Consider the following 24,336-nt stretch of genomic DNA (forward strand, 5'->3'; position numbering starts at 1 on the left):
TATATCATTTTTCAACATAGCCACCTTGTTAACCTAATGGTAATTGTGACGTTTTTATGACTTTTTCCCATCCGACCGTAAGGCCAATGCCCTAAGCTGCTTTACTTCATGTGGAGTCAGTTCACGCATTTCGCCTGCTCTTAAGTTCCCTAGTGTCAGGAATCCGTAGCGCTCACGCTTCAATTTGCTGACCGGGTGCCCAATGGCCTCAAACATTCTCCTTACTTGTCGGTTCCTTCCTTCATGTATCGATATTTCAATGATGGCTGTTTTCTTTTTACTGTCGCTGGAAAGCAGCTTTACTTTTGCAGGTGCCGTCTTTCCATCGTCAAGTTTAATCCCGCGTTCAAGCTTCCTTAAATTTTCACGTACCGGAATGCCTTCCGTTTTCGCGACATAAATTTTTTCAATTTCGCTTCGCGGATGCATCAGTAAATTCGCGAAATCGCCATCGTTAGTCAGCAGGAGAAGCCCTGACGTATCGTAGTCAAGCCTCCCAACAGGAAAGATCCTTTCTTTAATATCAGGAAAGAAATCAGTTACTGCCTTCCTGCCTTTTTCATCTTTGACTGTTGAGATGACTCCGCGGGGCTTATAAAAAAGCAGGTAAACAGGCTCTTCCCTCTCTATTTGAATTTCATTTACCTCTACCCTGTCATTGGATGAGACTTTAGTCCCAAGTTCCGTCACAACCTTGCCGTTCACTTTCACTTTGCCTTCTTTAATCAGGTCTTCCGCTTTCCGTCTTGAAGCGATGCCGGCTTGGGCGATTACCTTTTGCAGTCTTTCCATTTATGCCACCTCAGCTAATTGGTCGATAATTATTTTGAAATTGTTTTCTAATGAATTATGACACAATTTCGCCTAATTTCAAAGTATCAGTGCCATTTTGCAAAAACTGTCCAGCCTTCCCGGTGTTTTCCTGCAAAAATGAAAACCGCCCTTAACGGAAAGGACGGTATGGCTTGATTTATTCTTATTCAATAATATGGAATGTTGATTTCCACTCTAGGGCATGCTTTCCGCGGGGCATCTGTGGAGCCTCCTCGTCGCTTTGCTCCTGCGGGGTCTCCTCTTGCTGGTCCATCCCGCTGGAGTCAGTCCCCTCCATTCCAATCAACTAGAAAAGAATTTACATAATCCTTTAAACAGGCCAATTTTTAAAATATTATGATGGCTGCAATGATGGCGACGATTATTCCTAGCACATCAGCCAAAAGGCCTACTTTAAGGGCATCACTCATTTTTCGGATGCCAACGGATCCGAAATAGACGGTAAGGACGTAAAATGTTGTGTCGGTGCTTCCCTGCAAAATGGATGCGAGTCTTCCTGCAAAAGAATCCGGGCCATATACAGCAATCATATCGCTCGTCATTCCGAGCGCGGCTGTACCGGAAATCGGCCGAATCAAGGCAAGCGGGAGAATTTCCGGAGGAAGCCCCGCTTCAGCGAGCCAGGGCCTGAGCCAGCCGGTAAGGGCATCCAATGCCCCGGAAGCCCGAAAGATTGAAACAGAAACAAGCATGCCCACCAGAAATGGGATGATTGAAACAGCTATCTTGATTCCCTCTTTGCCGCCATCAACAAAGCTTTCGTATGTCGGGACTTTATTAAAAGTGCCGACCAGCAAAATGGCTGCGATTATCAAAGGGATAAACCAAAGTGAAATGTCAGCAATTACCCCCATAAAATCATCCTTTGCGGCTTCTCCGCCAATAAAAATATCGATCTATTATAACAGCTCCAATGGCAGACAGAATGGTGACAATGAGAGTCGGAACAACGATTTCGGCAGGGGACGAGGAGTTATAGTTCATCCGGATGGCAATGACGGTTGTCGGCAAAATGGTGACACTTGCAGTATTGATGGCAAGGAAGGTTACCATAGAGCGGCTGGCTAGGTCTTTCTGTTTATTCAGGAGTTGCAATTGTTCCATTGCTTTTAACCCGAGCGGGGTGGCGGCATTACCTAGGCCAAACATGTTGGCAATCATATTTGAAAGAATATAGCCCATCGCGGGATGATTCTCGGGAACCTCCGGGAATAGCGGTTTGACCAATGGTTTGAAAAGCTTGGCCAAAAATTTCAGCATCCCCGCTTCTTCCGCAATCTTCATCATGCCCAGCCAGAAAACAAGCACACTGATGAGGCCGATGCATAATGTCACGGCATCCTTCGCGCCTTGGAAAATCGCCTGGTTCACCTCGTGCATCGTTCCATTAAACATGGCGAACACAATTCCAATGACCGTCAGGGAAACCCAAATATAATTAACCATTGTCTCTCATGCCGATCGCCATGGTAAAAAAGTGTTTTAATTCGTTTAGATAACTGTTTTTTGGGGCTTTTGACGGCCTGAAATAAACCGGGACCGATCTTACCGCCCGTCCTTCCAAAAAGATGATGGCTTTTCCTGCCAGATTGCCGTTTTTAGCCTTGCTGCCTGGAAATTTTCCTTTACTTGGCTCGGCCAATTTATATTCGATGGTGACTTTCCCTTCTTCTCCAGCTGTTAACGGGTAGATGACCCTGTTTTGAATATATAATTCTCCGTTTTTATATGGACTATTGATTGATTCGATCTTACCTTTTGGCAGTATTTCCCCCATATTAAAACTGGCGAAGCCAGATTCGAACATTAAGATATGATCATTCCAATCATCAGGCGCATTCAGCGTAACCGCGATTAGTTCCATTTCCCCTTTTTTGGCGGTCGTCACCAATGTCCGCTTTGCCCGTTTCGTATAGCCTGTCTTTCCGCCCGTAGAAAAAGGGTACATTGATAGGAGCCTGTTTTTGTTTCTCCATTCCCTGTCCCAGTTTTCCTCCGGATTCGGGGAATGATGGACTTTTGTGCCGGAAATTTTCCGGTACATTTCATTCCCCATCGCATATCTGGTCAGAAGCGCCATATCGTATGCAGTGGAATAATGGTTTTCTTTATTATCAAGTCCATGTGGATTAGAAAAATACGTATTTAGCATGCCGATTTCGGCTGCTTTTTGATTCATTAAAAAGGCGAAGCCTTCTTCACTTCCGCCTACAAACTCGGCAATCGCAGCTGCCGCGTCATTTCCTGACCGGAGCATCAGTCCGTAAACAAGATCTTTCAGCTTTATTTTTTCACCTGGCTTTAAATAAATGGATGACCCTTCAGTCCGTACGGCCCTATCGCTGACAAGGACCTCTTTATCCATTTTTCCCGATTCTATTGCGAGAATAGCTGTCATAATTTTTGTGATGCTCGCTATTCTCATTGGGGTATGAGCCTGCTTTTCAAACAAAACACGGCCCGTCTTCTGTTCCATTAATATAGCCGCCCTTCCACTCACGGAGAGGGACGGAGATGCTTTGGCAGGGAGTGTGCCCATGATCAGGGACAGACTGAGCAGCCAAAGGAGGGAGTGAAATAATTTTTTCATCGCAGGCTCGGTCTCCTTTTTTTATTTGTACAAGTTTATGCTTTTTAGCCTTCAATATGACCGAAACCCACATTCTCCCTGCCCGGCGGCTAGAAAAAAAGCTGTCCCAAAAGGGCATCTTTCAATGACCTTTTGGGACAGCCTGGTATCTTATGTATTCTTTTTTTCTAATCGCCGCAAGCAAGCGATTTAATTATGCTGCAGGACGAACTCAAGCGGTGAGCGTAATTCATAACTCCCTTTAGTTTCAAGAGACTGGAAGATTTCAGGGACCTTTGAAAAGTCAATCCCTTTTAAATACTCGGCGAATTCTTTTTGTGTATGCAGGTAAAGGCGCTTTCTATTCCGGAGGCCCGGGTTTTTAATCATGCAGGCAAGCGCCACAATATCCTTGAAAAACACTTCTTTCCCTTCAGCCTTAAAAAGCGGATCGGTTTCAAAGGGAACAAATTCGGAAAAGTTTTCATCAAAATAGCGAAGGTATAAAACATGCAGGGTTTTTTCAACCCCCTCGTCAACGAAAGTTAATTCACTTCTGTTAAAGAAATCCTCCGATGTATTGGATTTTTCTTTTTCAAGCTCATAGCCTGTGCATTTTTTGATTATCATAACAGACTCCCCTTCCCCTGGAATGTACCATACTCCCATTTTAGCATAGGGCCGCTAAAAAGCGGGCATGCTTAAATTTCCTGAAACTTTCCGAAAAACAGATCCGCCTCTTCCTGGATAAAATCCTCTTCATTTTTATCCGGCAGCGGGGGCAGTTCTTTAATGTTTTTCAATCCGAAGTAATCAAGGAACTCTTTAGTGGTTCCATATAAATAAGCTCTACCGGATCCTTCCGCCCTTCCAGCTTCTTTGATCAACGCTTTTGACATTAATGTTTGCAGTGCTCTTTCAGTTTTAACGCCCCTGATTTCTTCAATTTCCGCCCTGGTAATCGGCTGCTTATAGGCGATGATTGCCAACGTTTCCAAAGCAGCCTGGGAAAGATTGGAGGATCCTGGCGATTCCACCAATTTCTTTAAATAAGATGCGTTTTCCTTTTTTGTGCCAAGCTGGACTGTGCCCGCAAGCAAAATAATCATAAGGCCCCGGTCCTTATCGCTTTCAAGCTTTGACCGCAGTTCATCCACAATTAATGTGGCCCTTTGTTCGTCTATCTCCATCGCCTCGGCAATTTGCTTGATGGAAAGACCTTCATCCCCGGCAGCAAATAATAAACTTTCGAGAATGCTGTGATAATTAATAATATCCAACCGCGGCTGCTCCTTTCTGTACTGGCGTAATCTGGATTCCGCCGAAATTCTCTGCCTGCTCCGCAATAATTTCATTCCTTTTCATTAACTCAAGGACAGCAAGGAACGTGACAACAATGTATTCCTTCTCTGGATATGGAAAGAGGTCATAAAAGTCGACAGTCCCAGCCTGATTTTTAAACATGCTGATAATTTCATCCATTCTTTTTTCAATGGAAATTTCCTGGCGGGCAATTTTAGTGGAAAGCGGCTTTTGCAGACGCTTTCTCCTCATCAATTTTTGAAAAGCGCCCAGCATATCATACAACGATGCCGTTGGCGCGCCTGTATTAGGCTTTGCCGCACCTTTTGCGAACTCGGACAGGTCACTCGGCGCCTTTGTATATATAAGGCTCCGTTCTTCTTCCATCCCTTTCAGGTCTATCGCGGCTTCTTTATATTTCCTATACTCAATCAGCCTTTCAACGAGCTCCGAGCGCGGGTCTTCTTCATATCCGCTATCCATTCCCTCGTCAAATAGCTCCTCCTCCTGTTTCGGAAGAAGCATCTTGCTTTTTATCGCCAGAAGTGTGGCTGCCATCACTAAATATTCACTGGCAAGGTCAAGTTTCAGTTCTTTCATTGTATGGATGTATAGGAGGTACTGCTCGGTAATTTGCGAGACCGGGATATCATAAATGTCGATCTCGAGTGTGTTAATCAAATGGAGCAGCAAATCCAACGGACCTTCGAACGTATCAATTTTCACATTATAATGCATAAATTACTCACCAAAGTTCTGCTATTTTTCATTAGTACTTTTAGTATAGAGGATTGAATCAGGTTATTCCAACAAGAATTTTAACGGAAATCCTTTAAAAATCGCTAACTTGCCAGCTCCCTGCCCCTTGAATTGAAGAAATACTCATATTTTATCATTTCCGCCCAGACACAATGGTCCCATCTTTCATACCATGTATGGAAAAAGATAAATGGGAGGTAGTATCAATGGGTGATGGTGTCCGCTTCGGATTCGGAGGAGGCTTTGCATTAATTGTTGTTCTGTTTATTTTGTTAATTATCGTCGGGGCTTCCTGGTGCTAAAAAGCTAAATCAAAAATTTAATGGAATGAGCCCGCAAATTGGCTTGCGGGCTTCTTGCCGTTTTCTATGGTAAGATTTACACAAGATTACATCTCCGGAGGAAAAACATGTATCCAAAAGCCTATATAGACTACCTCGTCCATTTTCATGGCGACCGGGATTATTTTGAGTGCCATGAACTGCTTGAAGAATATTGGAAGGACCATGATCCCGGCAATAAAAATTCCGTCTGGGCCGCTTTTATCCAACTGGCTGTCGGCAGCTATCATTTCCGCAGGGGCAATATTGCCGGGTCTTCCAGGACGCTCAATAAAGCATTAGCCAGTTTTAAACAACGTGAAAATGAACTTGCCAGGTTGGGACTCAATAAGAATGAGTTTCTTTCCAAACTGGAAGCATTTATTACAACTGTGGAAACAGGCCGGGTTTACCAGAGTTTCGTTATCCCCATCCATGATCCATCACTGAAGGAAATGTGTATGGAAGCTTGTTTAGACAAAGGCTTTGATTGGTGCAAAAAAGACTACACCCCATCCGCCGACATTATTGACCGTCATAAATCACGCGACCGTTCATCTGTTATTTTTGAAAGGGAAATGGCCCTTAAAAAGAAACATGGAAGCAAGGAACCAAGTCCTGAATAAGTTAATAGCCGCACAGCTGATAAAACCAAAAAAGTGCAGGGATGATTAACATTCATCTCCTGCACTTTCTTCATTCGCGCATTTTTCAAAAAAAGGAGCGGTGAGTTCATTTGCCTCTAATGACTTTTCGGGAAACATCTCACGTATCGCGGTAATCATGCTTCGACCGATTCCCTGGCAGCGATGCGAAGGATTAACCGAGATATGCTGGATTTCCGCGGTGTCCACTCCTGAATGGACTAAGCCGATCAGGCCGATAATGTCATCCTCTTCCTTCCAAAGGAAAAGCTGCCATGCTTCATCCGACTCATATTGCTTCATTGACTGTTGCAGCTTCTTTATATCTTTTTCGCCTGGCATGAATGAAAGCAGGCCCATGGCGATTTTCTCGAACTGTCTTTTGTAGCGAATTAACATTTTGATCCCTCATTATTGTAATAAGCCCATTCCGGCGAAAAACCAGGAATGGTTACAAAATTAGTATATGTAAAGATTTCAATTAAGTTGCGCCATCCCCAATCATACAGAATATAAAACAAGGGGGCAATACCAAGCCATTCCCAGAATGCTGTTCAATTACCTGTTAAATCGGGTATAATGCAACTCAAGCGATGAACAGCCAATATATGATTCCCCATCCCAATGCCATAGCCGCGAGAATGATTAGCAATACCAAATTGCTTTTGTCCTGCAAATGATTGCACCTCCATTAAGATATGGATGCCAATGCCAAACATTCTACACTATATTTTATAAATTATCTACACTATTGCCAAGTACTGCTAAGTTGATACAATAAAACTGGGGATGTCTTCTATTGGGAAATAATTATATTAGATTTTTAGGGAGGAACTATGAAAAAAATACTAAGCCTTTTCCTTGCTGCAAGTATGCTACTGATTCCCGGCCAGGCTTTTGCCGACCTGGCTGAAGGTGATATGATCGTCACCTTGGGTGAAAACCTGACCGACGCTCAAAAGACTGAATTGTTAAAGGAGATGGAGGCACCCGCAGATGTACAGGTAATTACGGTCAGCAATCAGGAAGAGCACCAATATTTAGGGAAATACGTGCCAAAAACAATGATTGGGACTAGGGCAATTTCCTCTTCCGCAACGACTGTCAGCAAAAAGGACACAGGCCTGACTGTTAAAACAAAGAATATCACCTGGGTGACAGATGAAATGTATTTAAATGCCCTCATGACAGCCGGAGTGAAGGATGCAAACATCTACATTACCGCCCCCATCCCAGTTTCCGGAACGGCTGCACTGACCGGGATCATTAAGGCGTATGAAATTTCGGCGGATAAAACAATTCCGGAGGAAGTTAAACAGGCCGCGAATGAGGAAATGGTCGAAACAGCCAAGCTCGGGGACTCCATTGGAAAAGAAAATGCGGCTGCACTTATTGCGAAAGTAAAACAGGATATCGCTAAAGAAAAGCCTAAAAACGAAGCTGAAATAAAAGCTTTGATCGAACAGGCAGCAAAAGATCTAAAGGTTGACCTGACAAATGAAGAATTAAAATCACTGACTGATCTTTTCAATAAACTGAAAGATTTGAACATTGACTGGAACCAGGTAGGAGACCAGTTGAACAAAGCGAAAGATAAATTCTCGAAATTCCTTGAATCTGACGAAGGTAAAGGGATATTAGCCAGCCTGAAAAAGTTTTTCTCCAGTGTGGCAGATGCAATCCGCTCCTTTTTTGAATAGGATTGCCGACATTCTCATTAAATTATAAAAAAAGAAGCTGCCCTTATTTTCGGGCAGCTTCTTTTTCGGTAACAGAAATAAACGGCAGGTCATACTGCAAAAGGTCTTCATATGTTTCTCTTCTCACTACCAAGGTCGCACGTCCATTTTCAGCAAAAATGACCGCCGGCCTCGGAATCCTGTTATAATTGTTGGCCATAGAATAGCCATAAGCCCCTGTACAGAAAACAGCAAGGATTTCTTCTTTGTCTGCCTCAGGCAAAGGCAGGTCCCAAATAAGCATATCTCCCGATTCGCAGCATTTCCCTGCAATCGATACAGTCTCCCGCGGCTCAGCCAGCGGGCGTGATGCGAGGACAGCCTCGTATTTCGCCTGGTAGAGCGCTGGCCTAATATTATCACTCATGCCGCCGTCGACAGCCAGATACTTTCTAACCCCTGGAACTTCCTTTCTGGAACCGGTTTTATAAAGTGTGATGCCCGCGTCTCCAACAAGGGAGCGTCCCGGCTCAATCCAAATCTCAGGCATTTTGACAGCATGGCTGGCGGTGAGGCGTTTCACCTCCGATATAATTTCGTGTACATAATGGGAAGGAGGAATGGGATTATCCTCATCTGTATACCTGATTCCGAAGCCACCGCCAAGGTTAAGGACTTTCGTTTCAAAAGAAAGGGTATTTTTCCACTCTGCAAGCTTGCTGATGATTTTCCTGGCCGCCAACAGGAATCCTGTTGTTTCAAATATTTGCGAACCAATATGGCAGTGCACGCCGAGAACATTAAAATATGAATTGCTGATTGAAGTTTTAAGGGCCTGTTCTGCCTGGCCATTTTGCAAATCGAAACCGAATTTCGAATCTTCCTGACCGGTCAAAATATAATCATGTGTATGTGCTTCAATACCGGGAGTTATTCTTAGCAAGATATTCACCACAGCCCTTTTTTCACCGCATATATCATTCAACATCTCAAGCTCATGAAAATTATCGACAACAAAACAACCAACCCCGTAAGATACAGCCATTTCAAGTTCTTCCCTGCTTTTGTTATTGCCATGGAAGTGGGTCTTTTCCATAGGGAATCCAGCCGCTTTTGCCGTATACAATTCACCGCCGGAAACGACATCCAGAGAAAGCCCTTCTTCAGCCGCCAGCTGAAGCATAGCGATAGTTGAAAACGCTTTGCTCGCATAGGCGACCTGTGCTTTAATCCCTTGCTGCTCAAATTCGCGCTTGAATCCCCGTGCCCTTTCCCTGATCAAAGAAACATCATACACATAGAGAGGAGTCCCGTATTCTTTTGCCAATTCAATGGCATCCACTCCCCCTATTTCCAAATTACCCGCCTGGTTAACCCCTATAGTTCCATTAAAATGCATGTATTCCCTCTCCCTGTTCAGTATCGCCTTATGCCAATGTTTTGTATGGGTGTATGGGTAACCGGGATAAAGAAAAAAGACAGGCCCCTTGCTGGTACTGTCCATAAATATGCCCGTCCCTTTTTATTAAAAATTACTTTACCACAGCACGCTTTAATCCGCAATGCCAATCATTATTTTACAGTCTGGCGCGTCCTGTTCCCGGCCTTCATAATTCGCGGGCGGAGAAAAGACCCTGGAACCGCCCTTCTAATCAGAATTTGCAGGCATGCCTTTGGCTCAAAAGGGATAAATGGCCAAAAATATGGGGTTCCGAACGTTTTTATTTGAATCAGGAACAATAAATAAATCGTGGTGCCAATAATAAAACCCGGGGTATGAAAGAAAGCCACGCATATCAGCAGGAAAAAACGGATAATTTTGTTAGCCACACTCAACTCATAGCTCGGCGTTGTAAATGTCCCGATTCCTGAAACTGCGACATACAGAATTACCTCAGGAACAAACAGGCCCACATCTATGGCGATTTGCCCAATCAGGACTGCGGCAATCAACCCCATCGCAGTTGATAATGGGGTCGGAGTATGAATGGCCGCTATCCTCAGGAACTCAATACCTAAATCCGCCAGCAGCAATTGGATAATAATCGGGATACTCGTTTTATCATTCGGGCCGATAAATGATAATTTCTCCGGCAGGAGGCCTGGTTCCATAACAAATAAAAACCAAAGCGGCAGAAGGAAGATTGATGAGAAAATTCCCATAAATCTTGACCAGCGCACAAACGTTCCAACGGCTGGTGATTGGCGGTATTCTTCCGCGTGCTGGACATGATGGAAATAGGTAGCCGGGGTAATGATGACACTTGGCGACGTATCAACATAAATCAGGACATGGCCCTCCAATAAATGGACGGAAGCCACATCGGCACGCTCTGTGTATCTAACAAGTGGATAAGGGTTAAAGCCTTGTTTTACGATGAATTCCTCTATTGTTTTGTCCGCCATTGGGAGCCCGTCCACTTTTATCGCTTTCAGTTCTTTGCGAATTTTAGAGACAAGCAACGGATTGGCGACATTCTCGATGTAGGCGATGGCAATATCTGTCTTTGATCTTTCACCGACATGCATTAATTCGAAACGGAGGCGCTCATCACGAATCCGCCTTCTTGTAAGTGCTGTATTCAAAACAATATTCTCAACAAATCCATCCCTGGAACCTCTGACAACTTTCTCTGTATCCGGTTCCTGGGGCTGCCTACCCGGGTATCCGCGTGTATCGACGGAAAGCCCGACCCCCTCTCCCTCCATGACAAAAACGATTAGCCCGGAAAGGACAGAAGTAACAAACTTTTCTATCGTATAAACTTTTTCAACTGACTGGTGGGACAGGTTTTGCTCAAGAAAGCCCATGACTCCTGATACAGACTTGCCATTATTGCAGGCTTCGTTCAGTTCCTCTAAAATCTCAATGATAAAAGCTGTTTCACAAAGGCCGTTGACATAATAAAAGTGGACATCCTTGCGCTGGAATTTAAGTTTTCTGACCCCGAGGTCAAAACTTTTCCCGAGTCCCGCTTGTTCCTTCATATAGGTTTCGATTTCCGTCAAAGACTTAGGCAGCAGCTTCTTATTTTCCTCTTTTCCTATCATAAAAACCGCTCCTTTCGAGAATCAGTTCGGCCGCTTTTTTTGTTATTGGAGCTCCGTTTTTGTAATGATCTCTCCTCGCCATTTTACCAATATCCCCAATCCCAACTATGACCGGTACGTCGAGACTATCAAGGCAGTAGACCGTATCACCGTAAATTTTCCCCCGTTCAAGCTCCTGGATTCCGAATTTATCCACGCCATAAGGTGTCAATTCTCCATCCCGATCGATACATACGTCGACTCGTGTCCACTCAGAATGATGAATATTGGAAGCAACCGCAATAATCCCTAACACTTCGATATCAGAATGGGCAGCAACAAACTTTAAAGCCGCTTCACCCGGCCCTTCTCCTGCAAGTCCGCTGTCATCAAACATGACAAAGACAGGATCATTTTCCGCCATATTAATTAAATTGACGATTTCAGGTCCACTTAATGTTGAAGGATTGCCCGAAGATAGCGAAATTGTTCGGCCGCCCATTTCACCCGCAACATGTTCAATCGACCTTCTTGCATATTCGTCACCGTCGGTAACAATAATTACCTGCCTGGTCATGATACTCATTCACTCCTTTCCTGGGTATTTACTGTTTAATAAAGTAAAGCCATTGAAAGAGAGAGCCGAAAATTTTACCAAGAACGACCGCCATTAGCAGAGTGATGATTTTCCCATCTATATTCAGCCTTTTGGCCAGTATTGGAATTACATTCAGGACCTCTGCCAATGCACCGGCGATCATTCCGACAAATATTCCTCCTGCCAGGCCCATGGCAATTAGGATATATGGTGAAATTCCTAAAACAGGATCTCTAAGACCGCCAAAAATCCCTGCCATTGTGCCTAAAATAATCGCCGCTTCATACCAGATAATTTTATCCGCTGTTTTGGAAATTTGCGCAAGGCGGGGCAGTATACCGAGAACTGTCAAAAAAGCCACATAGCCCGAACCAACAGCCAAGCCGCCGCTTAATGCGATGAATATAGTGAATAGGGCTTCAATCGTTGTCAAGGCGTTTCATGCTTTCCTTATTTTCATGAAGGATTACATATGAATCAAGTGCTTGCTGATAATTGAACATTTCCACTTCGAGCGGGCTGGGCTCTTCATTAATCCTCTTTTTAAAAATGTGGTTAAAAAACAAAATCATTCCTAATCCAAGACCAAGGGAATAAGGGACTTGAAATAAGAGCGGCTTTTCGGATTTTTCTCCGGTAATGATTGTATAAAGCTTTGATTGGACACTTTTCATGCTGACATCATCATGGAAGTTCATAATTGCCATAGCGGATCCGAAGAATAGCAGTAACCAAATCAGAATAAATAATGGAAAGGATAGGCCCTTACTCTTTTTAAACTCAACTTCTATCAATGTCTGGGCGGGGCCGACTGCCTGGATATCAGCTGCTGGAAAGATTTCTGTTATCTTTTTTATCACCATCATGGCATCAATAACCACAAAGTTGCTGTCCATTTTGGTCACTTTATAAATGACCCTCTTTTTGATGGCTGGACCTACAGTTTCAGGGGCCAGGACTTGTGCTATTTCACCGATGGATAAGTCCTGTCCCGGCTGGACAAGAATCCTGTTTCTCATGCGGATGTAGACCGTTTTTTCCAAAACACTCACTTCCAGACATTGTTTTCCTTGTATTGCTAGTATGGTTCTAATATCTTTTCATCATGATAGCCAATAATTACCTTGTTGGAATAAAATGCGAAATCGGAACAGACGGGGTCCGCTTTCCCATGCAACAAATGAAAAAGCCATATGGATCATTGATCCATATGGCTCTTCATCTGCTGCAGTATTTTCTTTTCAAGCCTGGAAACCTGGACTTGGGATATTCCTAGCCGCTGGGCCACTTCGGACTGGGTCTGATCTTTATAATACCTTAAATAAACAATCAGCTTTTCCCGCTCGTCCAACTCGGATATTGCTTCTTTTAGGGCAATTTTATCAAACCATTTCCCGTCGTTGCCATCATCAATCTGGTCCAGCAATGTAATGGGATCCCCATCATTTTCATAGACCGTTTCGTGAATGGATGCCGGAGTCCTCGATGCCTCCTGGGCAAGAATGATTTCTTCCGGAGCAAGACCGAGATGGGTGGACAATTCATTCACCGTTGGAATTCTCCCTAACTCTTTTGATAATTCATCCCTGGCTCGCCTGATTTTATTGCCGGTTTCCTTTAGGGAGCGGCTTACCTTTACCGTGCCATCATCCCGGATAAATCGTTGGATTTCTCCAATTATCATCGGGACGGCATAGGTTGAAAATTTCACGTCGAAGGATAAGTCGAATTTATCGACCGATTTCAAAAGGCCGATGCAGCCGATTTGAAAAAGATCATCGGGATCATAGCCGCGGTTTAAAAATCGCTGAACAACAGACCAGACAAGCCTCATATTTTTTTCTACTATAATATCTCTTGCCCCTTGGTCCCCTTCATGGCTTCTTTTTATTAATTCCTTAACCTCATGGTCCTTTAGAAACGGTTGGCTACTCTTTTTGACCTCCACATCCATAGGCGGGTCTCCTTAATTGCAAAGCATCTTGCTTCGGGATAAATTCTTACGCAGTCGGACGGTTGTTCCTTTGCCACGCTCAGACTGAATTTCAACTTCATCCATAAAGTTTTCCATTATGGTAAAACCCATTCCGGATCTTTCAAGTTCTGGCTTGGTCGTGAAAAGAGGCTGGCGCGCTTCCTCGACATCCTCAATGCCATTTCCTTCATCCCGGATTATAATTTCAACCCACTCCCCTTCAATGGCGACATCGATATAGACCATCCGGTCCGGAGCATTGTCATATCCGTGGATGATCGCATTTGTTACGGCTTCTGAAACGACCGTTTTGATTTCTGTCAATTGATCCATCGTCGGGTCCAACTGGGCGATGAACGCAGCTACGGTCACCCTTGCGAACGACTCATTTTGGCTTAACGCGCAGAACTTCAGGCTCATCTCATTTTTCATCAGGCCACCCCCAAACTCTGAAGCGCAAATTCTTCATTAGGCTCCAGCCTGATTATTTTAAAGAGACCCGACATCTCGAGCAGCCTTTCAACAGAAGGCGTGACCGCGCAAACGACCAACTCCCCATGCAGCTGCTTCAATTGTTTATAACGCCCCAAAATGACCCCTAGCCCTGAGCTGTCCATAAAAGAAAGCCCCTCAAGGTTTAATACGATATGGCGAATCCCCTGTTTTTCTATTGCTTCTGTTGCTTTTGTACGAAGCCTTTCCGCAGTATGGTGGTCAAGCTCTCCGCTTAACCGGATGCATAACACTTCGCCTTTTATTTCCATTTCAATGTTCAGACTCACTGTCCCGGCCTCCTATTGTTTACTCCGCCAATGAGCCAGAATCCATCGGGAAATAATTCCGTCTTGATTTCCGGCTGGCTGCCTTACAGTGAGTCAATTCGATATCGCGGCAGGCAATTCCTTCAACAAGGACAAAACTAGTGGCCATTCGCTAAAGGTAGTGCCTATATTTTTTAATTCGACAAGTCCTACTGGCCCGCTCTCGTAAACATTCCCATTGTCCTCTTATACAGAGTCCACCAGCCCGCTTCGCTGACATTCTGGTTGGACACTAGTGGACGTTCCTGAAGAACTTTTCCATCCTTGATAATTTTGATGGTTCCAACCTTATCTCCTTTATTGATTGGTGCATGCAGGTTCTTCTTTATGATGATGACCTTTTTAATATCCTCGGTCTTTTCTCCCTTTTTGGTCAAAATCGAAATCGGCTCACTTGTAACCGCATTGATTTTTTTAAAGCTTCCTTTACTGATTTGGGCCTCCCCCACTGTAATGTTCCTTTGGAATAACGGATGGGTTTCATAGTGGCCGAATGCATAATCGAACATTTTGGAGATTTGAGCGTTTCTCGCTTTGGACGTAGGCGCACCGAATACGACTGCAATAACCCTCATACCATTTTTTTGCGCTGTGGCCGTCAGACAGTACTTTGCCTCACCCGTGAAGCCTGTTTTCAACCCATCGACTCCCGGATAAAATCGGACCAGCTTATTTGTATTTACAAGCCAGAATTTTTTATCAGTATTTTCGCGTAAATACGCTTCATACATACCAGTATATTTGGTGATTTCTTCATATTTTAAAAGTTCTTTCGCCATCACTGCCATATCGGCCGCGGTACTGACATGGCCTTCAGCAGGGAGTCCGGTTGTATTTTTGAAAACTGTATTCTTCAGGCCAAGCTCACTGCTTTTTTTATTCATCATGTCAACAAAGGCTTCTTCGGAACCGGCAATCCTTTCTGCCATTGCCACTGATGCGTCATTTCCTGAACCAATCGCGATTCCTTTTAGCAATTCTCTTACTGTCATTTCCTCGCCCGCTTCCAGGAAAATCTGTGATCCTCCCATTGACGCAGCATATTCACTGGCTCTGACTTTTTCATTAATATGCAGCTTGCCATGATCAAGTGCCTCCATAATCAGCAGCATTGTCATAACCTTTGTCATACTGGCGGGAGGCAGGGCTTCCTGGCTGTTTTTTTCATAAAGTACTGTTCCGGTATCCCTTTCGATCAGAATGGCCGACCTGACATCCTTGGCAAGATCCGCATCCTTTTTTTCCTGTGCGGATACCTCCGGCAAAATAAATGTAAGAGAAAGCATTCCTGCCAGCACTAGTGAACTCAATCGTTTCATGTACATAACCCTCCATTCTTTATACGCTCCATTTTTTCCAAAATTGGTTGTTTTATACAATAGACGCATATAAAAAAAGAAGCAAACGGCCGGGTTGGCTGATTGCTTCTCGTTTTATTGTTATTCCGTGATTTCTTCGTAAATGAGTGTTGGTTTATCTGGTTTGGCCGATGATACTTTTAAGCTTCGGGAAAGCATCCGCTTTGCCTCTGAAACATCTTCAAAATTACTATGGATAGATGCGAGCGATTCACCTTTTTTAACTTGGTCACCAATCTTTTTCTTTAGGACAATTCCCACAGCCAGGTCGATTTCTGATTCCTTCGTCGCCCGGCCTGCTCCAAGAAGCATGGCGGCGGTCCCGACTTCGTCTGCAATGATTTCAGAGACAAAACCATCTTCCTCGGCCTCAAGTTCAATGATATATTTTGCCTGCGGGAGCCTTGATGGATCATCGACAACCGAAGAGTCCCCACCTTGGGAAGAGAGGAACACTTTCATTTTTTCAAGTGCGGATCCATCGTTGATCGCCTTTTCCAGTATGGTTCTCGCCTCCGCGAGGGATTTAGCTTTCCCGGCCAGGTATACCATATGGCTGCCAAGCGTCAGGCTCAATTCGGTAAGATCTTCAGGCCCTTCTCCCTTTAAGGTGTCAATAGCTTCTTTTACTTCTAGCGCGTTGCCAATTGCGTAACCGAGTGGCTGGCTCATATCGGAAATGACCGCCATCGTTTTACGGCCGACGTTGTTTCCGATCCTTACCATTGCTTTTGCTAGTTCCCTCGAATCTTCAAGCGTTTTCATAAATGCACCAGCACCTGTTTTTACATCAAGGACAATCGCATCTGCCCCGGCTGCGATTTTTTTGCTCATAATCGAGCTGGCGATAAGGGGGATACTGTCAACCGTGGCAGTGACATCACGAAGGGCATAAAGTTTTTTATCTGCCGGTGTCAGATTGCCGCTCTGGCCGATGACAGCAATTTTATTTTTGTTTACAAGGTCGATAAATTCCTGATTAGCAATTTCAACATGAAATCCGGAAACTGACTCCAATTTATCAATTGTGCCTCCAGTATGGCCGAGGCCCCGCCCGGACATTTTTGCAACCGGAACACCAGCCGCGGCGACAAGGGGTCCGAGGACGAGTGTGGTCGTGTCGCCCACTCCTCCGGTGGAATGCTTGTCAACCTTGATCCCTTCGATTCCTGACAAGTCGATTTGGTCGCCGGACTTGACCATAGCCATTGTTAAATTGGCGCGTTCTTCTTCTGTCATACCGTTAAAGTAGATTGCCATTGTAAAAGCGCTTACTTGATAATCCGGGATGGATCCATCGGTATATCCATCAATAATAAAACTGATTTCTTCTGATGAAAGTTCAAGTCCGTCCCGCTTTTTTTCAATCAAATCTACCATTCTCATCAAAATCACCACAATTCATTTATTTTGACTGGCTAATGAAACAGAAAGGGAAAGCTTGTAAAAAGTTTCCCCTTCCAGGTAAATCTACATTGCTTTTCCGTAAAAATCGGTCTGCTTTAAAAGGAATTATTCCATTTCCTTCAAGAAGCTTTTGCCGAATTCTGGCATCTTAATGTTGAAGTTTTCCGCCACAGCTGCTCCGATGTCGGCAAATGTTTCTCGGATTGGCAGTTCTTTGCCTCCGGCCATTTTCTTCGTGTACACGAGAAGCGGCACATATTCCCTCGTGTGGTCTGTACCTGGATGTACAGGGTCATTGCCATGATCCGCGGTTATAATCAGTAAGTCGTCATCTTGCAGTTTTTCGAATACTTCCGTGAGGCGGGAGTCGTATTCTTCAAGAGCTTTTCCATATCCTATCGGATCGCGGCGATGTCCGTATAATGCGTCAAAGTCGACAAGGTTGAGGAAACTGAGCCCTGTGAAATCCATGTCCAATGTTTCCAAAAGCTTATCCATACCATCCATATTGGAAACAGTCCTGAGTGATTGGGTGACGCCCTCTCCATCATAAATATCTGAAATTTTGCCAATGGCGATTACATCGTAGCCTGCATCTTTCAGTTCATTCATCACAGTGCGCCCGAATGGCTTCAAAGCGTAATCATGCCTGTTCGCTGTTCTTTTGAAGTTTCCAGGCTCGCCAATAAAAGGCCTGGCAATGATCCGGCCGACCATGTATTTCTCGTCAAGGGTCAGTTCCCTTGCGATTTCACAAATCCGGTACAATTCATCAAGTGGCACAATCTCTTCATGAGCTGCGATTTGGAGGACAGAATCGGCGGATGTATACACAATAAGCGCCCCGGTTTCCATATGCTCCTGTCCAAGCTCGACAAGGATCTCCGTCCCGCTCGCTGGTTTGTTGCCGATGATTTTCCTGCCTGTTCGGGACTCCAGCTCTGAAAGCAACTCATCCGGAAATCCTTCTGGGAATACACGGAAAGGTGTCTGGATATTCAAGCCCATGATCTCCCAGTGGCCAGTCATTGTATCTTTACCATTTGAGGCTTCCTGCATTTTTGTATAGTAGGCCAAAGGCTTATCCTGTTTTTTAATTCCCTTAATTTCACGAATGTTGCTTAGCCCCAGTTTTTCCATATTTGGCATATTGAGCCCGTTCATGGCTTCGGCAATATGGCCGAAAGTATCGGACCCTTTATCTCCAAATTTTTCAGCATCCGGCGCTTCGCCAATCCCCACTGAATCCATAACAATTAAAAAAATCCGGTTAAACATCTTTTTATTCAAATCTTTTTCCTCCTTTATTGTTGGAGACACAATCATAAGTTTAGTATACCCTTTAAGAAAAAATCATTAACTGCTGTAATAATGTCAGAAGTCTGACATCTATATTTTACTAAATCAACACGAAATTACAAGAAATATTATGGCAAAAGTTATAAGTAAAAAAGCCGGGTAATGTGTACCCGACTCTTGTAAACAATGAATATATTAAGCTCTTGGATGGAATTTGCTATAGACATCCCTCAGGCGGACTTTCGTTACATGGGTATAGATTTGTGTTGTTGATATGTCGGAATGGCCGAGCATTTCCTGGACCGCTCTTAGGTCGGCTCCATTTTCGAGCAAATGTGTCGCGAAGGAATGCCTTAGCGTATGCGGAGTCAAATCCTTGTCTATCCCTGCTTCCAAAGACAGCTTCTTAAGTATTTTCCAAAACCCCTGCCTCGTCAGCCTCTTTCCCTGATGGTTAAGGAACAGGGCATCTTCCTTCACTTTCTTGCTGATAAAACGCGGCCTTCCTTTCGACAGATACATTTCCAACGCTTCAGCCGCCGTTCTGCCCACTGGGATGATCCTTTCCTTATTCCCCTTTCCGATGCAGCGCAAGAATCCCATGCTTAAATGCAGATCGTCCATATTAAGCCCAATAAGCTCACTGACCCTTATGCCGGTGGCATAGAGAATTTCAAGCATCGCTTTATCCCTCAGTCCAAAATGGTCCTGTTTCCCAGGTGCTTCAAGGAGGATTTCTACCTCCTGCATACTTAGCACTTTTGGAAGCGTCCTTTCCAGCTGTGGTGATTCAATATGGACAGTCGGATCGTGCTCAGCCGCCTTGTCCCTCAATAGAAACTGGTGGAAGGACCGGATGGATGCCACATGCCGGGCAATTGTTTTCGCCGACTTTCCCTCAGCCTTTAAGACCCCCAGAAATTGCATGATGTGTGTCCGTTGAATCTCATCGAGGGATGCCGTTTCATTGACAGCCTTCAGATGCCGCAAATAGTTTTTAAGGTCCCGCTCATAAGCAATCAGCGTATTTTGCGAGAGTCCCTTCTCCACCATTAAAAAGTGGATGAAATCTTTCAAATGGTCTTCCATCATGGTGCATTACTCCCCGCTCTTATAGAACAATACCAGCCGGTCCAGCCATTCAGGGTTTTCTGTTCCCCCAGGATTAAAAACCTTTACGGCCGCTCCCTTTGGCTTATCATACCGGTGATAGTTCTGATACTCCTCATGTATCCACATCATACCATAATAAAAGAGCAGCGTGGAGGCAATAAAGAGGATTAACACCTTCATCGTATGATAGACTGCTTTGCAAAATGAAACCATACTAACCTCCCAAATGTAATAGATGTTAGTACAAGGTATGCCAATTTTGCACGTTTTTATACCTGTTGAGGCGGGATTGTAGGTTTATACTGGTAAATATTCCTTTACGAACAAAAAGAAGCTTTTACGAATGCATTGCCGTCGAACAGGCATTCAGAAAAGCTTCTTAAATAGTATAATTTATTTTTTAGGATTCGGTTTCATTGGGTTCAGTTGTTTCTTCCTTGTCCTGGCAACGGTGGCAGATGCCATGGAATGTCAGACGGTGGTCTTTAATCTTGAAATGCCATCGCCTTTCAACAATTTCTTCGACATCTTCAAGAAGATCTTCCTGTATTTCATCCACTGCCCCGCATTCGATGCAGACAAGATGGTGATGGAAATGGGCCGCGCCTTCCTGGCGAAGGTCATATCTGGAGACGCCATCCCCAAAATTGATTTTATCGACTATTTTTAGTTCAGTAAGCAGTTCAAGTGTCCGATAAACAGTTGCCAATCCAATCTCTGGTGACTTTTCTTTTACGAGCAGATAGACATCTTCCGCACTTAAATGATCTTCCTCATTTTCCAACAGCACTCGAACGGTAGCTTCTCGTTGCGGAGTAAGTTTATAGCTTGATGAATGCAATTGTTTTTTGATTCTCTCGATTCTCGTTTCCATCCGGTCGTCCTCCCTCGCAACTGTCCTTTCTCATTATAACAGATAGGCACAAGGATGAAAACTAAAATTATTATAAATAAGACTTTATAATCATTATTAAGTGGGATTGATTATCATTTGAATCCTTCGGCGACTGATTTCATGAAACCTGGTGATAGAAACGCTTCTACAGCTGATGCAGCCGAAAGAAGCAAAATTGCGGCTGCGAGGAATAAAAAATACCGTCCGAACAGAGGCAGGATAGGCTGGCCGTATTTTTTGAAAAACTGCCTGCGGATCATTTTTAAAGAAAAGACAACAGAAACAGCGGACATCATGATAAACACCGGGATGATGAATACATTTTGCGGAAAAATTGAGACGAAGGCAAATATAAATCCGTTCCAGCCCATTTGGCTGACAAGGAAGCCAACGGTAAAGCCAACGACCATCCCTTTGATGAATAGCAAAACGAGAATAACGGGAAGGCCGATTATCGAGATCCCGAGCACCCACATCAGTATAATGAATTTGCTATTATGCAAAAGACTTTGAAAAAAGATGTCACGGGACGCCTCGGTTTTTCCATTCGCAATCTGGCCAAAAAATTGTGATAAATAATAGAAAAGGTCTTCCCGTTGGGTAAAACTCATGCTATTGACGATTACAGCCCCAAATATGACTCCCATCATGAACAAAATCGAGACAAATAAGAAAATTGAGGAGTGCTCGCCGAAATATGCAGCTGCGACAGACTGGTTCAGACGTTTTTTCATGGCATTTCCCCCTATGGCGGTTTGTACCATTGTATGCCTGTCCCATTTCGATATGACTTAAAATACCTCGTTTACGGAGTATCTACCTTCCCATATTTTCCCCCTCCGCCCGCTTTTAATCCCAATCGCCCCTCTCTTGCCTGTATAATGAGCTTGGCCAATTTAGGGGGGATCACTCTCTCGATTGCATCCTCGGGTACATGATGGAGGATGTCCATTTCAGTCCCAAAGTGGGAAAGCAGTTTTTCCAGCAATCTGGGTCCCAGACCGGGTATGAACTCGAGTGGTACTTGATGGATATATGGCGGCCTTTCCTTTAGCTCCTTTGCTGTGGTTGACAGTTCGCCAATCCGATCTGCAACCCCTTTGACGGTTTTAACAGATCCGCATTTTGTGCAGGGCCTGCCGTCTGTCCCGACAGGTGAAAGGCAATCTGCGCATACGGTCCCATGGTATTTCCCGAGCAGGGGATCTAGTCCGTAGTTGGCCAGTATCTTCCTGCCCCCTTCTCCCTTTAATGCAAGCGCCAGTTCTGTGAACGATGGTTCTTCAAGCTGGAATGCCTGGTATTCGCGAGCGATTTTTGCCAGGGAATGCGCGTCCGAATTTGTGAGGAATGGATAATGGCGCAATTCCTCAATTCCGTCGGCCATGGCTGTATCCGAGCTTAATCCAAGCTCAATGGCGTCAATCATGCCTGGATCAAACACTTCTGTCAGGGATTTTCTGACCCCTTTCCCAAACAAGCTCTTAAAAGGAGTGAAAACATGGGCCGGGATAAACAGGCCTCCAAGTCCCTTCACCGTCTCCTGCAATTCCTTTCCCGTTGCATAAATCCGCTGGGAACTAAGTGTAATGTTTTTCATCCGGCCCGAAAGCCAGGCTGAAAATTCCCTCATTCTACTTAGGGTTGGCATGAAGCAAAGGACATGGATTGGCCCTTGGCAATTTTCATCATAAATTTCCAGTTCCGAACCCGGAATGACAGCCATATCCCCAAAGAGAAGGCCACCGCCCGGATGTTCAGCCATCTCGCCTGCAGCAATCAAGCTTTCCATTTCGGCAATGACTTCCGGTGAATGGCAATCGATAATGCCGATGATATTAAGTCCTTTTTCATCTCTGGCATGCTCAATTATATTAGTGAACGTCAGTGTTTTCGCTCCGGTAATTTTAACGGGTTTCCCTGTCCAGGTCCGCCCGATATGGATATGCAAGTCTACAAAATAACGTTCCATTATTTTGCCAAAGCCTCCTGTAGCTGAAGGTATAGTATGGCATAAGCAGTTTTGGCATCGTATATTTTCTTTTCTTTAACATATTGAAGCGCCTCATCGAGCGTTACTTCCTCGAGGTTTACAAATTCATCTTCATCCAGGCCGGCCGCATCTTCTTTTTGCGAAAGGCCTTTCGCTATATAAAGATGAATAATTTCATCCGCGAACCCAGGTGAGGTGTAGAACGAAGTGAGCCATTCCATCTCCTTGCATTCGTATCCCGTTTCTTCTTCAAGTTCCCGGCGCGCGCATTCTTTCGGGTCTTCCCCTTTTTCAAGCTTCCCGGCCGGGATTTCAACCATTGTCCGTTCCATCGCTTTGCGATATTGCTCAACAAGAACAATTTTATTTTCATCTGTTACCGCCAAAACCGCTACGGCTCCCGGATGCTTGACGATTTCACGTTTTGATGTATTTCCGTTTGGGAGTTCGACATCATCCACCCTGACGGAAATGATTTTTCCGTTGAAAATTTCTTTGCTGCTGATTGTTTTTTCCTCGAGTCGATCCATCTATTGCCACTCCTGTTCTATTCCCAAATATTTGCTCATACATTTTACCATACTTTTTATTGGGGGCGCTTGTACATGAAAGCATATATACATGATAAGGGGTTCGTTCTGACTGGGAAGGCTTCGGAAATCCTCTATTTATTGAAGGAATGCGGAGCATCCCACTTGACTGTCGCCGAACTGATCAAATCAGAATCCGAAAAGCATGCTAGTTGCCGGTGAAACCTCCGAATGGGTAGAATAAGACCCAGAAGGAGTGATCGCAATGAGGAAAAATAGACTGGTCGGTTCCGGCCTCGAAGTAAGCGCGCTGGGGCTCGGCTGCATGTCGCTCGGGACGGATTTGGACAAGGCCCGCTCCATTATTGACGCGGCGCTTGATGAGGGGATTACTTATTTCGATACAGCAGACCTGTATGATTTCGGGGAAAATGAAAAAATCGTCGGAGAATGCCTGAAGTGGCGCCGTGATAAAGCCATTATTGCTACGAAGGCTGGCAATCGCTGGAATGCCGATAAGAGCGGCTGGAGCTGGGATCCTTCAAAAAAACATATTAAGCAGGCAGTTAAGGATAGTTTAAAGCGTCTGCAGACTGATTATATTGACTTGTATCAACTGCATGGCGGTACGATTGAAGATCCGATTGATGAAACGATTGAGGCTTTTGAAGAGTTGAAGGAGGAAGGGCTGATCCGTTATTACGGCATCTCCTCCATCCGGCCGAACGTTGTCAGGGAATTTGTGGACAGAAGCGGGATTGTTTCCGTGATGGCGCAGTACAGCATGCTTGACAGGCGTCCGGAGGAAGAAATCCTTCCTTTGCTGGAACGCCATGGAGTGAGTGCAGTTACGAGGGGCACTGTGGCGAAAGGGCTATTAAGCAGCAAAATGCTGGAGAAAGCGTCAGAGAAAGGGTTTCTTGATTATAGTTATCAGGATCTTGCCAGACTGTTGCCCGTACTTAGGGAAAAGCTCGCACCCCGTCCGCTTGAGGAGGCGGCGATTCAATACAACCTCGCCCATCCGGCTGTTGCCGCTGTTGTTGCCGGAGCAAGCAGTGTGGAGCAGGTGCGAAGAAATGCAGATGCTGTCAGGGCTGAGCCGCTTTCGGCTGAAGAGATTAGTTTGATTCGCAGCCTGACGAAAGCGAATGAATATGCGGAACATCGGTAAGAGTTTGTTTTGGGAGAGGCTGGGCTGAATGCGCGG

At 44.7% G+C, this 24,336-nt stretch carries 30 protein-coding genes; 5 read left to right on the top strand and 25 right to left on the bottom strand.

Annotation, left to right across the window (positions count from 1 at the left end; all coding sequences use genetic code 11):
* Positions 1-54 precede the first annotated feature (54 nt).
* From BN1002_RS12315 to BN1002_RS12345, 7 genes are all read right to left on the bottom strand, one after another.
* Positions 55-792, bottom strand: coding sequence for a pseudouridine synthase (locus BN1002_RS12315; protein ID WP_048825304.1), 738 nt, complete (start codon positions 790-792; stop codon positions 55-57).
* A 368-nt stretch (positions 793-1,160) separates the two neighbouring features.
* Positions 1,161-1,688, bottom strand: coding sequence for a spore maturation protein (locus BN1002_RS12320; protein WP_048825305.1), 528 nt, complete (start codon positions 1,686-1,688; stop codon positions 1,161-1,163).
* A 4-nt stretch (positions 1,689-1,692) separates the two neighbouring features.
* Positions 1,693-2,280, bottom strand: a complete 588-nt coding sequence (locus BN1002_RS12325) for a nucleoside recognition domain-containing protein (RefSeq protein WP_048825306.1) — start codon at positions 2,278-2,280, stop codon at positions 1,693-1,695.
* A complete protein-coding gene (locus BN1002_RS12330; RefSeq protein WP_048825307.1) occupies positions 2,273-3,424 on the bottom strand; it encodes a D-alanyl-D-alanine carboxypeptidase family protein in 1,152 nt (383 codons plus the stop codon). Before BN1002_RS12330 ends, BN1002_RS12325 begins: the two co-directional genes overlap by 8 nt.
* Positions 3,425-3,613: 189 nt before the next feature.
* Positions 3,614-4,033, bottom strand: a complete 420-nt coding sequence (locus BN1002_RS12335; RefSeq protein ID WP_048825308.1) for a hypothetical protein — start codon at positions 4,031-4,033, stop codon at positions 3,614-3,616.
* A 71-nt stretch (positions 4,034-4,104) separates the two neighbouring features.
* Positions 4,105-4,683 (bottom strand): SMC-Scp complex subunit ScpB, encoded by a 579-nt coding sequence (scpB, locus tag BN1002_RS12340; RefSeq protein WP_048825309.1) that lies wholly within the window; start codon positions 4,681-4,683, stop codon positions 4,105-4,107.
* A complete protein-coding gene (locus tag BN1002_RS12345) occupies positions 4,670-5,443 on the bottom strand; it encodes a segregation/condensation protein A (RefSeq protein ID WP_048825310.1) in 774 nt (257 codons plus the stop codon). The genes scpB and BN1002_RS12345 overlap by 14 nt, the downstream gene beginning before the upstream one ends.
* A gap of 227 nt (positions 5,444-5,670) precedes the next feature.
* Between BN1002_RS12345 and BN1002_RS23315 the strand changes: the two genes are divergently transcribed.
* Both BN1002_RS23315 and BN1002_RS12350 read left to right on the top strand, forming a co-directional pair.
* Positions 5,671-5,766, top strand: a complete 96-nt coding sequence (locus BN1002_RS23315) for a YjcZ family sporulation protein (RefSeq protein WP_082036224.1) — start codon at positions 5,671-5,673, stop codon at positions 5,764-5,766.
* Positions 5,767-5,873: 107 nt separating this feature from the next.
* Positions 5,874-6,410: a DUF309 domain-containing protein gene (locus BN1002_RS12350; RefSeq protein ID WP_048825311.1), complete on the top strand. Its 537-nt coding sequence runs from the start codon at positions 5,874-5,876 to the stop codon at positions 6,408-6,410.
* Positions 6,411-6,455: 45 nt separating this feature from the next.
* On the opposite strand, the gene BN1002_RS12355 is transcribed toward BN1002_RS12350, so the two are convergent.
* Positions 6,456-6,827 carry a GNAT family N-acetyltransferase gene (locus tag BN1002_RS12355; protein WP_048825312.1) on the bottom strand — a complete coding sequence of 124 codons (372 nt, stop codon included), beginning with the start codon at positions 6,825-6,827 and terminating at the stop codon, positions 6,456-6,458.
* 437 nt (positions 6,828-7,264) lie between these two features.
* On the opposite strand from BN1002_RS12355, the gene BN1002_RS12360 reads away from it, so the two are divergent.
* Entirely contained in the window at positions 7,265-8,128 is an 864-nt protein-coding gene (locus tag BN1002_RS12360; protein ID WP_048825313.1) for a DUF1002 domain-containing protein, read from the top strand.
* 43 nt (positions 8,129-8,171) lie between these two features.
* On the opposite strand, the gene lysA is transcribed toward BN1002_RS12360, so the two are convergent.
* From lysA to BN1002_RS12445, 17 genes are all read right to left on the bottom strand, one after another.
* Positions 8,172-9,506, bottom strand: coding sequence for a diaminopimelate decarboxylase (gene lysA, locus BN1002_RS12365; protein ID WP_048825314.1), 1,335 nt, complete (start codon positions 9,504-9,506; stop codon positions 8,172-8,174).
* A gap of 173 nt (positions 9,507-9,679) precedes the next feature.
* Positions 9,680-11,158 (bottom strand): spore germination protein, encoded by a 1,479-nt coding sequence (locus tag BN1002_RS12370; protein ID WP_048825315.1) that lies wholly within the window; start codon positions 11,156-11,158, stop codon positions 9,680-9,682.
* On the bottom strand, positions 11,136-11,717 hold the full coding sequence (locus BN1002_RS12375) for a stage V sporulation protein SpoVABEA (protein WP_269429822.1): 582 nt from the start codon (positions 11,715-11,717) through the stop codon (positions 11,136-11,138). The genes BN1002_RS12370 and BN1002_RS12375 overlap by 23 nt, the downstream gene beginning before the upstream one ends.
* Positions 11,718-11,742: 25 nt before the next feature.
* Positions 11,743-12,168: a stage V sporulation protein AB gene (locus BN1002_RS12380; protein WP_048825317.1), complete on the bottom strand. Its 426-nt coding sequence runs from the start codon at positions 12,166-12,168 to the stop codon at positions 11,743-11,745.
* Entirely contained in the window at positions 12,155-12,778 is a 624-nt protein-coding gene (locus tag BN1002_RS12385; RefSeq protein ID WP_048825318.1) for a stage V sporulation protein AA, read from the bottom strand. Before BN1002_RS12385 ends, BN1002_RS12380 begins: the two co-directional genes overlap by 14 nt.
* A gap of 155 nt (positions 12,779-12,933) precedes the next feature.
* Positions 12,934-13,689: an RNA polymerase sporulation sigma factor SigF gene (sigF, locus tag BN1002_RS12390; RefSeq protein ID WP_048825319.1), complete on the bottom strand. Its 756-nt coding sequence runs from the start codon at positions 13,687-13,689 to the stop codon at positions 12,934-12,936.
* 12 nt (positions 13,690-13,701) lie between these two features.
* On the bottom strand, positions 13,702-14,142 hold the full coding sequence (gene spoIIAB / locus BN1002_RS12395; RefSeq protein WP_048825320.1) for an anti-sigma F factor: 441 nt from the start codon (positions 14,140-14,142) through the stop codon (positions 13,702-13,704).
* Positions 14,142-14,492: an anti-sigma F factor antagonist gene (spoIIAA, locus tag BN1002_RS12400; protein WP_048825321.1), complete on the bottom strand. Its 351-nt coding sequence runs from the start codon at positions 14,490-14,492 to the stop codon at positions 14,142-14,144. The genes spoIIAB and spoIIAA overlap by 1 nt, the downstream gene beginning before the upstream one ends.
* A gap of 188 nt (positions 14,493-14,680) precedes the next feature.
* A complete protein-coding gene (locus BN1002_RS12405) occupies positions 14,681-15,850 on the bottom strand; it encodes a D-alanyl-D-alanine carboxypeptidase family protein (RefSeq protein WP_048825322.1) in 1,170 nt (389 codons plus the stop codon).
* A 120-nt stretch (positions 15,851-15,970) separates the two neighbouring features.
* On the bottom strand, positions 15,971-17,275 hold the full coding sequence (locus BN1002_RS12410) for a pyrimidine-nucleoside phosphorylase (protein WP_048825323.1): 1,305 nt from the start codon (positions 17,273-17,275) through the stop codon (positions 15,971-15,973).
* Between the two features lie 126 nt (positions 17,276-17,401).
* A complete protein-coding gene (gene deoB, locus BN1002_RS12415) occupies positions 17,402-18,574 on the bottom strand; it encodes a phosphopentomutase (RefSeq protein WP_148362872.1) in 1,173 nt (390 codons plus the stop codon).
* A gap of 216 nt (positions 18,575-18,790) precedes the next feature.
* A complete protein-coding gene (xerD, locus tag BN1002_RS12420; RefSeq protein WP_048827923.1) occupies positions 18,791-19,684 on the bottom strand; it encodes a site-specific tyrosine recombinase XerD in 894 nt (297 codons plus the stop codon).
* 9 nt (positions 19,685-19,693) lie between these two features.
* The gene (locus BN1002_RS12425) at positions 19,694-19,921 is read right to left on the bottom strand and encodes a YqzK family protein (protein WP_048825325.1); all 228 of its coding nucleotides are present in this window, start codon (positions 19,919-19,921) and stop codon (positions 19,694-19,696) included.
* Positions 19,922-20,108: 187 nt separating this feature from the next.
* Positions 20,109-20,582, bottom strand: a complete 474-nt coding sequence (fur, locus tag BN1002_RS12430; RefSeq protein ID WP_048825326.1) for a ferric iron uptake transcriptional regulator — start codon at positions 20,580-20,582, stop codon at positions 20,109-20,111.
* Positions 20,583-20,695: 113 nt separating this feature from the next.
* Positions 20,696-21,337, bottom strand: a complete 642-nt coding sequence (spoIIM, locus tag BN1002_RS12435) for a stage II sporulation protein M (protein WP_048825327.1) — start codon at positions 21,335-21,337, stop codon at positions 20,696-20,698.
* A gap of 71 nt (positions 21,338-21,408) precedes the next feature.
* A complete protein-coding gene (locus BN1002_RS12440) occupies positions 21,409-22,575 on the bottom strand; it encodes an endonuclease Q family protein (protein WP_048825328.1) in 1,167 nt (388 codons plus the stop codon).
* A complete protein-coding gene (locus BN1002_RS12445) occupies positions 22,575-23,126 on the bottom strand; it encodes an NUDIX hydrolase (protein WP_048825329.1) in 552 nt (183 codons plus the stop codon). Before BN1002_RS12445 ends, BN1002_RS12440 begins: the two co-directional genes overlap by 1 nt.
* 75 nt (positions 23,127-23,201) lie before the next feature.
* Between BN1002_RS12445 and mciZ the strand changes: the two genes are divergently transcribed.
* Positions 23,202-23,348, top strand: coding sequence for a Z-ring formation inhibitor MciZ (mciZ, locus tag BN1002_RS23320; protein ID WP_082036226.1), 147 nt, complete (start codon positions 23,202-23,204; stop codon positions 23,346-23,348).
* Positions 23,349-23,391: 43 nt separating this feature from the next.
* The gene (locus BN1002_RS12450) at positions 23,392-24,300 is read left to right on the top strand and encodes an aldo/keto reductase (protein ID WP_048825330.1); all 909 of its coding nucleotides are present in this window, start codon (positions 23,392-23,394) and stop codon (positions 24,298-24,300) included.
* The last annotated feature ends 36 nt before the right edge of the window (positions 24,301-24,336 follow it).

The organism is Bacillus sp. B-jedd (assembly GCF_000821085.1).
Taxonomy (GTDB): domain Bacteria; phylum Bacillota; class Bacilli; order Bacillales; family Cytobacillaceae; genus Bacillus_D.

What these genes read in the sequence shown, in the direction of transcription:
- BN1002_RS12315 (WP_048825304.1), bottom strand. Translation starts at nt 792, where the DNA reads ATGGAAAGACTGCAAAAGGTAATCGCCCAAGCCGGCATCGCTTCAAGA.
- BN1002_RS12320 (WP_048825305.1), bottom strand. Translation starts at nt 1,688, where the DNA reads ATGGGGGTAATTGCTGACATTTCACTTTGGTTTATCCCTTTGATAATC.
- BN1002_RS12325 (WP_048825306.1), bottom strand. Translation starts at nt 2,280, where the DNA reads ATGGTTAATTATATTTGGGTTTCCCTGACGGTCATTGGAATTGTGTTC.
- BN1002_RS12330 (WP_048825307.1), bottom strand. Translation starts at nt 3,424, where the DNA reads ATGAAAAAATTATTTCACTCCCTCCTTTGGCTGCTCAGTCTGTCCCTG.
- BN1002_RS12335 (WP_048825308.1), bottom strand. Translation starts at nt 4,033, where the DNA reads ATGATAATCAAAAAATGCACAGGCTATGAGCTTGAAAAAGAAAAATCC.
- BN1002_RS12345 (WP_048825310.1), bottom strand. Translation starts at nt 5,443, where the DNA reads ATGCATTATAATGTGAAAATTGATACGTTCGAAGGTCCGTTGGATTTG.
- BN1002_RS23315 (WP_082036224.1), top strand. Translation starts at nt 5,671, where the DNA reads ATGGGTGATGGTGTCCGCTTCGGATTCGGAGGAGGCTTTGCATTAATT.
- BN1002_RS12350 (WP_048825311.1), top strand. Translation starts at nt 5,874, where the DNA reads ATGTATCCAAAAGCCTATATAGACTACCTCGTCCATTTTCATGGCGAC.
- BN1002_RS12355 (WP_048825312.1), bottom strand. Translation starts at nt 6,827, where the DNA reads ATGTTAATTCGCTACAAAAGACAGTTCGAGAAAATCGCCATGGGCCTG.
- BN1002_RS12360 (WP_048825313.1), top strand. Translation starts at nt 7,265, where the DNA reads ATGAAAAAAATACTAAGCCTTTTCCTTGCTGCAAGTATGCTACTGATT.
- lysA (WP_048825314.1), bottom strand. Translation starts at nt 9,506, where the DNA reads ATGCATTTTAATGGAACTATAGGGGTTAACCAGGCGGGTAATTTGGAA.
- BN1002_RS12370 (WP_048825315.1), bottom strand. Translation starts at nt 11,158, where the DNA reads ATGATAGGAAAAGAGGAAAATAAGAAGCTGCTGCCTAAGTCTTTGACG.
- sigF (WP_048825319.1), bottom strand. Translation starts at nt 13,689, where the DNA reads ATGGATGTGGAGGTCAAAAAGAGTAGCCAACCGTTTCTAAAGGACCAT.
- spoIIAB (WP_048825320.1), bottom strand. Translation starts at nt 14,142, where the DNA reads ATGAAAAATGAGATGAGCCTGAAGTTCTGCGCGTTAAGCCAAAATGAG.
- BN1002_RS12405 (WP_048825322.1), bottom strand. Translation starts at nt 15,850, where the DNA reads ATGAAACGATTGAGTTCACTAGTGCTGGCAGGAATGCTTTCTCTTACA.
- BN1002_RS12410 (WP_048825323.1), bottom strand. Translation starts at nt 17,275, where the DNA reads ATGAGAATGGTAGATTTGATTGAAAAAAAGCGGGACGGACTTGAACTT.
- deoB (WP_148362872.1), bottom strand. Translation starts at nt 18,574, where the DNA reads ATGTTTAACCGGATTTTTTTAATTGTTATGGATTCAGTGGGGATTGGC.
- xerD (WP_048827923.1), bottom strand. Translation starts at nt 19,684, where the DNA reads ATGGAAGACCATTTGAAAGATTTCATCCACTTTTTAATGGTGGAGAAG.
- BN1002_RS12425 (WP_048825325.1), bottom strand. Translation starts at nt 19,921, where the DNA reads ATGGTTTCATTTTGCAAAGCAGTCTATCATACGATGAAGGTGTTAATC.
- fur (WP_048825326.1), bottom strand. Translation starts at nt 20,582, where the DNA reads ATGGAAACGAGAATCGAGAGAATCAAAAAACAATTGCATTCATCAAGC.
- spoIIM (WP_048825327.1), bottom strand. Translation starts at nt 21,337, where the DNA reads ATGAAAAAACGTCTGAACCAGTCTGTCGCAGCTGCATATTTCGGCGAG.
- BN1002_RS12440 (WP_048825328.1), bottom strand. Translation starts at nt 22,575, where the DNA reads ATGGAACGTTATTTTGTAGACTTGCATATCCATATCGGGCGGACCTGG.
- BN1002_RS12445 (WP_048825329.1), bottom strand. Translation starts at nt 23,126, where the DNA reads ATGGATCGACTCGAGGAAAAAACAATCAGCAGCAAAGAAATTTTCAAC.
- mciZ (WP_082036226.1), top strand. Translation starts at nt 23,202, where the DNA reads ATGAAAGCATATATACATGATAAGGGGTTCGTTCTGACTGGGAAGGCT.
- BN1002_RS12450 (WP_048825330.1), top strand. Translation starts at nt 23,392, where the DNA reads ATGAGGAAAAATAGACTGGTCGGTTCCGGCCTCGAAGTAAGCGCGCTG.